The 7063-nt window shown below is 70.6% G+C and carries 8 protein-coding genes and 1 riboswitch; of the genes, 6 read left to right on the forward strand and 2 right to left on the reverse strand.

What is annotated here, in order from left to right; translation table 11 throughout:
- Positions 1–72: 72 nt before the first annotated feature.
- The 5 genes from ETD83_RS37540 (at position 73) to ETD83_RS37560 (ending at position 5216) form a co-directional block, all read left to right on the forward strand.
- The gene (locus ETD83_RS37540; RefSeq protein ID WP_138649956.1) at positions 73–1410 is read left to right on the forward strand and encodes a UDP-glucose dehydrogenase family protein; all 1338 of its coding nucleotides are present in this window, start codon (positions 73–75) and stop codon (positions 1408–1410) included.
- A gap of 74 nt (positions 1411–1484) precedes the next feature.
- Positions 1485–1548, forward strand: a riboswitch (guanidine-III (ykkC-III) riboswitch).
- Between the two features lie 33 nt (positions 1549–1581).
- On the forward strand, positions 1582–1908 hold the full coding sequence (locus tag ETD83_RS37545; protein ID WP_138649957.1) for a DMT family transporter: 327 nt from the start codon (positions 1582–1584) through the stop codon (positions 1906–1908).
- Between the two features lie 136 nt (positions 1909–2044).
- Positions 2045–2830, forward strand: a complete 786-nt coding sequence (locus ETD83_RS37550; RefSeq protein ID WP_138649958.1) for a sporulation protein — start codon at positions 2045–2047, stop codon at positions 2828–2830.
- 73 nt (positions 2831–2903) lie between these two features.
- The gene (locus ETD83_RS37555) at positions 2904–4373 is read left to right on the forward strand and encodes a hypothetical protein (protein WP_138649959.1); all 1470 of its coding nucleotides are present in this window, start codon (positions 2904–2906) and stop codon (positions 4371–4373) included.
- A gap of 96 nt (positions 4374–4469) precedes the next feature.
- Positions 4470–5216: an SDR family oxidoreductase gene (locus tag ETD83_RS37560; protein ID WP_138649960.1), complete on the forward strand. Its 747-nt coding sequence runs from the start codon at positions 4470–4472 to the stop codon at positions 5214–5216.
- On the opposite strand, the gene ETD83_RS37565 is transcribed toward ETD83_RS37560, so the two are convergent.
- Together ETD83_RS37565 and ETD83_RS37570 are read right to left on the reverse strand one after the other, a co-directional pair.
- Positions 5203–5814: a rhomboid family intramembrane serine protease gene (locus ETD83_RS37565; RefSeq protein WP_138649961.1), complete on the reverse strand. Its 612-nt coding sequence runs from the start codon at positions 5812–5814 to the stop codon at positions 5203–5205. The genes ETD83_RS37560 and ETD83_RS37565 overlap by 14 nt on opposite strands.
- 95 nt (positions 5815–5909) lie before the next feature.
- The gene (locus tag ETD83_RS37570; protein WP_138649962.1) at positions 5910–6239 is read right to left on the reverse strand and encodes a WhiB family transcriptional regulator; all 330 of its coding nucleotides are present in this window, start codon (positions 6237–6239) and stop codon (positions 5910–5912) included.
- 157 nt (positions 6240–6396) lie between these two features.
- Between ETD83_RS37570 and ETD83_RS37575 the strand changes: the two genes are divergently transcribed.
- A complete protein-coding gene (locus ETD83_RS37575) occupies positions 6397–6849 on the forward strand; it encodes a GNAT family N-acetyltransferase (protein ID WP_138649963.1) in 453 nt (150 codons plus the stop codon).
- Positions 6850–7063 lie beyond the last annotated feature (214 nt).

Here is a 7063-nt window from a genome sequence, read left to right on the forward strand (position 1 = left end):
CGCCACCGCAATCCCCCGCCATTGCCAACCCCCGCGACAGCAGTTCACCCGCGGCACAAAGAGGAGGTGCACATGAAACACAGGGAGGCGGAGGTCCCGAGACTGACCGTCATCGGGACCGGCTACCTCGGCGCCACGCACGCGATCTGCATGGCCGCGTTCGGCTTCGAGGTCCTCGGCGTGGACGTCGACCAGCACAAGATCGGCAGGCTGGCGTCCGGCGAGGTCCCGTTCTTCGAACCCGGACTGCCCGAGCTGCTCACCAAGGCGCTCGACTCGGGCCGGCTCCGGTTCACCACTTCGTACGTGGAGGCCGCCGACTTCGGCGACGTCCACTTCCTCTGCGTCGGGACACCGCAGCTCCCCGGGTCGGACGCCGCCGACCTGACCTACGTCGACTCCGCCGTCCGCTCGCTGGCCCCGCTGCTGCGCCGCCGCGCCCTCATCGTCGGGAAGTCGACAGTGCCGGTCGGGACGGCGCGGCGCCTCACCGGCCTCGTCCACGACCTCGCTCCCGCGGGCGACGACGTCGAACTGGCGTGGAACCCCGAGTTCCTCCGCGAGGGCTTCGCCGTCGACGACACCATGCGCCCCGACCGGCTCGTGTTCGGCGTCGCGTCCGACTGGGCGGACGAGCGGCTGCGCGCCGCGTTCAAGCCCGTCCTCGACCTCGGCACCCCGGTGATCCGCACGGACCTCGCCACCGCCGAGCTGGTCAAGGTCGCCGCCAACTCCTTCCTCGCCACCAAGATCTCCTATATCAACGCGATGGCGGAGGTGTGCGAGGCCGTCGGCGCCGACATCAAGGACCTCGCCGACTCCCTCGCCCTCGACGAGCGGATCGGCGGCAAGTTCCTCCGTCCCGGGCTCGGGTTCGGCGGCGGCTGCCTCCCGAAGGACATCCGGGCGTTCGCGCACCGCGCCGAGGAGATCGGCGTCGGGCAGGCCGTGTCGTTCCTGCGCCAGGTGGACGAGATCAACCGGCGCCGCCGCGCCCGCACGGTCGACCTCGTCCGCGAGGCGCTCGGCGGCGACCTCACCGGACGGCGCATCGCCGTCTGGGGCGCCGCGTTCAAGCCCAACTCCGACGACATCCGCGACGCTCCCGCGCTGGACGTGGCCCGCACCCTGCACGGTCTCGGCGGCGACGTCCGCGTCTACGACCCGGCGGCCCTCGACAACGCCCGCCGCGCGTTCCCCGAGCTGCGGTACGGCGACAGCGCGTTCGATGTGGCCAGTGACGCCGACGTCGTCGTCCTGCTGACCGAGTGGTCGGACTTCCGCGAGGTGCGCCCTGAGGCGCTGGCGGAGGTCGTCCGGCACAAGCGGATGGTGGACGGACGGCACGCCCTCGACGCGGCGCGATGGCGGTCGGCGGGCTGGGAGTACCGCGCGCTCGGCCGATCCTGAACCTTTCCGGCGTCCGGAGGCTTCGGCGGAATGTCCTTCGGCGGAATGTCCTTCGGCGCAGGGTCGTTGACGCTGGTGAGGGCCGATGGTCCCTCCCGGACGAGGTGCGTCGTACCCGGTAGGCGAAGACGGCGCGTGACAGCAGTCGTCTCGTCTCCCGGGAGGGTGACCATGGCCTGGATCCTCGTCGTCGCCGCCGGCCTCTTCGAGGTCGCGATGGCTCTGTGCCTGAAGGGCAGCAAGGGCTTCACCGAACCGCTGCCGTCCGCCGGCTTCCTCGTCTTCGCCGTGACCAGCTTCGGCCTGCTCAGCCTGGCCCTGAAGAACCTCGACGTCGGCACCGCCTACGCGGTGTGGGTCGGGATCGGCGCGGTCGGGACGGCGACGCTCGGCATGCTCCTGCTCGGCGACGAGGTGTCCGCGCTCAAGATCGCCGCGCTGGCGTTCATCCTCGTCGGCGTCGTCGGCCTCAACCTCGCCGGAGGCGGTGGCCACTGACGGCCGTCAACGCGGCCATTCGCAGGTCACGAAGGCACTGAGGAACGTAATCTCCCGTAACAGCGTCTATGGGACGAGGGCGCCCGGACGTATGGGACGAGAGCGCCCGGAGTGCTCGAAAACGGGAGGACGGACCTTGGTCTTCAAGAAGCTGCGGCAGGCGATGGGCATCGGCGGCCCGTCGATCGAAACGACCCTGCACGACCCGAACACCAGGCCCGGTGGTGCCATCACCGGCGAGATCACCATCATCGGGGGCCAGCACGACTCCGACATCAAGTCGGTGAACCTCGCCCTGCGCACCAGGGTCGAGATCGAGTCGGGCGACAACGAGTACACGTCCAACCTGGAGTACGCCAAGCTGCCGGTGGCCGGTGCCTTCGAGCTGGACGACGGCGCGAGGCACAGCATCCCGTTCCAGTTCGCCATCCCGTGGGAGGCGCCGCTCACCCACATGTACGGGCAGCCGCTGCGCGGCACCACGGTCGGTCTCGCGACCGAACTGGAGGTCGCGGGCGCGGTCGACCCGGGCGACCTCGACCCGATCGCCGTGCACCCGCTGCCCGCGCAGGAGCGCATCCTCGCGGCGTTCTCCAACCTCGGCTTCCAGTTCCGCAACGCCGACTGCGAGAAGGGGCGCATCTGGGGCGTCCACCAGGAACTGCCGTTCTACCAGGAGATCGAGTTCTACCCTCCGAGCACGTACGCGCGCGGCATCAAGCAGCTTGAGGTGACGTTCGTGTCGTACCCGCAGTCGATGGAGGTCGTGCTGGAGCTCGACAAGCGCGGCGGCGCGTTCACCGAGGGCCGCGACGCGTTCAGCCGGTTCACCGTCGACTACGCGACCGTCGAGCAGACCAACTGGGAGCAGCAGCTCGACGGCTTCCTCAAGGACGCCGGACGCCGCCGCGGCTTCTTCTAGACCGTCCAGCCGCTTACGGGATCCCCTCCGCGACGTTGATCGCGGAGGGGATCTCCACGTAGAAAGAGTGTTCGTGCCCCAGCCCCCCGGACTCAACGACGCCGAACAGCGCCTCTGGGCCGCGTTCCCCACCGGCGCGACGGTCGATCTCGGCGCCGACCGTCCCGCCGGGCCGCTGCCCGAGCGGATGGTCCGCGCCGAGATCATCACCCGGTTGCTGCTCGGCGCGGGCGACTCCCGTCCCGGCGCGGTGGCCGCGGTGCGCCTGCGCGGCGCCTACATCACCGGGACGCTGGACGTCTCGGGCGGGAGGGTCGAGCACGAGCTGCGCCTGGAGCGGTGCCGGCTCGTCGAGGAGCCCGACTTCACCAACGCCGAGACGCGCCAGCTCCGGTTCGCCAAGTGCCGGATGCCCGGGTTCGACGGCGGCGGGCTCCGCGCGGACGGCTATGTCAGCCTGTCCGGCTCGCAGGTCGACGGCACGATCAAGCTGCCGCGGGCGCAGATCGGCGGGGGCCTGCGGATGAACGGGACGACGATCACCGCGCCGGACCCGCAGTCGTGGGCGCTGTTCAGCGGCGGCCTCGTCGTCGAGGTCGGGATGTACGTCCGGGACTCGGTCATCACCGGCGGGGTGCGGCTCGTCGGGGCGCGGATGAGCGGCGGGCTGTTCATGGAGGGCACGACCCTGGTCAACCCCGGCCGCATCGCCCTGGACGGGCAGAACATGGTGGTCGAGGACACCGCCGAGTTCAGCCGCGACTTCTCGGCGCTCGGCACCGTGCGGCTGCGCAGCGCCCGCTTCAACGGCATCCTCTCGTTCTCCAGGGCGCGGCTCGACTCCGGCGACCCGGCGCGGATGGCGCTGCACGCGAGCCACCTGCAGGCCGACGAGCTGCTCCTGTGGCCCGAGGAGCAGATCAAGGGCCGGGTGTCGCTGTCGTACTCCCGGATCGCGCTGATCATGGACCATCCGTCCGTCTGGCCGGACGAGCTGTACCTGAACGGCATGACCTACGAGACGCTCCGCGGCGCCGAGTTCAAGGACCGCCTCAGCTGGGTGTCGCGCGACCCCGAGTTCCACCTCCAGCCGTACGAGCAGCTCGCCGCCTGGTACCACGGCATCGGCCACGACGACCTCGCCCGCAAGGTGCAGCTGGCCAAGCTCCGGGAGCGCCGCCGCCACCTGAACCCGGTCGGCAGGGCCTGGAACCACCTCCTGGACTGGACGGTCGGGTACGGCTACCGTCCCTGGCTGGCGTTCGCCTGGTTCGCGGCCCTGCTCGCCCTCGGGACGACGGTGTTCTCCATCGAGGAGCCGCGCCCGGTCAAGCCGGGGAGCGAACTGCCCGCCTTCCACGCCCTGATCTACACGCTCGATCTGCTGATCCCGCTCGACACGTTCGGGCAGCAGCTGTCGTACGACGCCGTGAGCTGGTCGCGGTGGGTGGCGTACGCGCTGGTCACGACGGGCTGGGTGCTCGCCACCGCGCTGATCACGGGGGCGACGCGCGTCCTGCGGCCGGCGTCCAGCCCGAGCTGAGCGGCGTCCAGCCCGGACCGGGCCGGGCGCCGGGCGCGAACCCGCGGGCGGCCCCGGGCGTCCACACGGACAGGGGAACCACGAGAATGGGACGGTATGGGCACGTATCTGATCACGGGGGCGACCGGCGGCATCGGAACGGCGGTCGCCGAACTGCTGCGCGAGCGCGGGCATGACCTCGTCCTGACCGCCCGCTCGCCGCAGCGCCTGGGCGAGCTGGCCGGGCGGCTGCGCGGCGGCGCGCACGCCCCCACCCAGGTCATCAACCCGGAGGCGGTCGCCTCGTCGCGGCGCGACGCGTCCGTCACGACGATCCCGCTGGACCTGACGGAGCCGCTCCGCATCGAGGCGTCCATCGCGGCGGCCGGGCTTCCCCCGCGGCTGGACGGCGTCGTCCACGCGGCGGGCATGGTGCATCTCGCGCCGGTCGCCGACCTGGAGGCGGACGAGTGGATCGAGCACCTGTCGGTCAACCTGGTGTCCGCGGCGGAGCTGACACGCCTCCTGCTTCCCGCGCTGCGCGCCGCAGAAGGGCACATCGTCTTCGTCAACTCGACCGCCGGGCTGCGCGCCAACCCGGAGTGGTCGGCGTACGCGGCGAGCAAGTTCGGCCTGCGCGCCCTGGCCGATTCGCTACGCGCCGAGGAGCCGTCCTTGCGCGTCACAACCGTCTACCCAGGACGGACGGCCACGGAGATGCAGCGGAAGGTGCGCGCCCAGGAAGGCCACCCCTACGCAGAGGACGACTTCGCCGCACCCGCCACCGTTGCGCGCGTGCTGGTGTCGACGCTGGAACTGCCGCGCGACGCCGTCGTCTCCGACGTCACCGTCAGGCCGAACTAGCCTCGGCGCTGGTGTTGCGGCGCAGGACCCACGCGCCCAGCACGCCGCCGATCAGCCCGAACAGGTGCCCCTGCCACGAGATGCCGGCCTCGCCGGGAACGACGCCGAACAGCATCGTCCCGTAGAGGGCGACGACGGCGATCGCGATGGCGATGTCGACCAGCCGCCGCTCGAAGACCCCGCGTCCCACCAGGTAGCCGAAGAAGCCGAAGATCAGGATGCTCGATCCGAGCGTGTTGGCCGAGCTGGTGAACCACACCCCGAGCCCGCCGACCACGATGATGATCAGGCTCACGACCAGGAACTTCGCGAAGCCGCGCGCCGCCGCGATGAACCCGAGGACGACGAACGGGACCGTGTTGGCCATCAGGTGCCCGAACCCGCCGTGCATGAACGGCGCGGTGAAGATGTCCGGCAGGTCGCCGACGTCGCGCGGCTGGATCCCGAACCGGTCGAACCATCCGTCGGACGCGTGGTCGAACAGCTCCAGGACCCACATCACCGCGGTCACGGACCCGATCAGGACCGCCGACGACAGGGCGCGCGTCCCGTGCTTGGCGAGCCCGTCGGAACGCCGCCTCTCGGGGATATCGCTCATGTCAGCCACCGTAAGTCTGGACGACCCTGTACGGTCAACGCGCCGACCGTCCGGAACGTGCCAGCGGGGCGGACGCGCGCCTCAGGACGCGCACCTCAGGCGGCGGACGCGTGCTCCGGCTCGGACGCGTCACCGCGCACGACGATGACGGGAAGGGGCCGCCGCGCGGGGGCGTCGGCGGTCCGGCGCAGGTAGCGGCGCTCCTCCGGCGTCGTCCCGCCCCAGATGCCCTCGGGCTCGCCGACCCGCAGCGCCCATGCCAGGCACTCGGCCTTCACCGGGCAGTTCGCGCAGATCCCCTTGGCGGCGTCCTCCTGCGCCTTCAGTACCGGCGCGGAGTAGCCGATCGGGAAGAACAGGTCGGGATCGGCACCGCGGCAGATGGCCTGGTCACTCCAGTGTTCCTCGTTCTCGGTGTGGTGCATTGGATCTCCCTGCGCGGCGACGAGACCACCGGCAGCTCGGCTGGACCGAGGTGGTCTCCACTCAACGTAGTACTACAACATGTAGTACTACAAGACGTTCGTGAACGTTGCAAGTTAGCGTCCGGATAGCCTGTGCGGTGTGCAGCGTGATCAAGAAGTGACCTTCCGCGACGCGACGGCGGACGATCTGCCCCAGATCGTCCGGCTACTCGCCGACGATCCCCTGGGAGCCACCCGCGAAACACCGGGGAACGAGATTCCGGACGCGTACTTCACGGCCTTCACCGCCATCGAGAAGGACCCGAACAACACCGTGATCGTCGCCGAGGTCGCCGGCGAGATCGCCGGGACGCTGCAGCTGACGTTCATCCCCGGCCTGACCTACACCGGCAGCGAGCGCGCCCAGATCGAGGGCGTCCGCGTGGCCGCCTCGCAGCGCGGCCGCGGCCTCGGCCAGGACATGATCAACTGGGCCATCGACCGGGCCCGCGCCCGCGGCTGCCGCGTCGTCCAGCTCACCACCGACCGCCAGCGCCCCGACGCCGTGCGCTTCTACCAGAAGATCGGCTTCCGCCCCTCCCACATGGGCATGAAGTACCACCTCACCTGACCGCTTCCTGTCACCAGGCCGCGCCGGCGTTTCGAGGCTGGCGGGGTGGTTGGTTCAGGAATATTGTCGGTTTGGCCGGGTCGCGGCATGGGGTTCGGCGCGGCCTTCGGGGACGGGGCTGGAACGGTGCGGGTCGCGTTGGCGGGTTCCAGGGAGGCGCGTCATGGGGGGCAGGCGAGGCGGCTGTCTATTATACACTTCTGACGCCGACTAT

Origin of the sequence: Actinomadura soli (assembly GCF_005889715.1) — a bacterium.
GTDB classification, from domain to species: Bacteria; Actinomycetota; Actinomycetes; order Streptosporangiales; family Streptosporangiaceae; genus Spirillospora; species Spirillospora soli.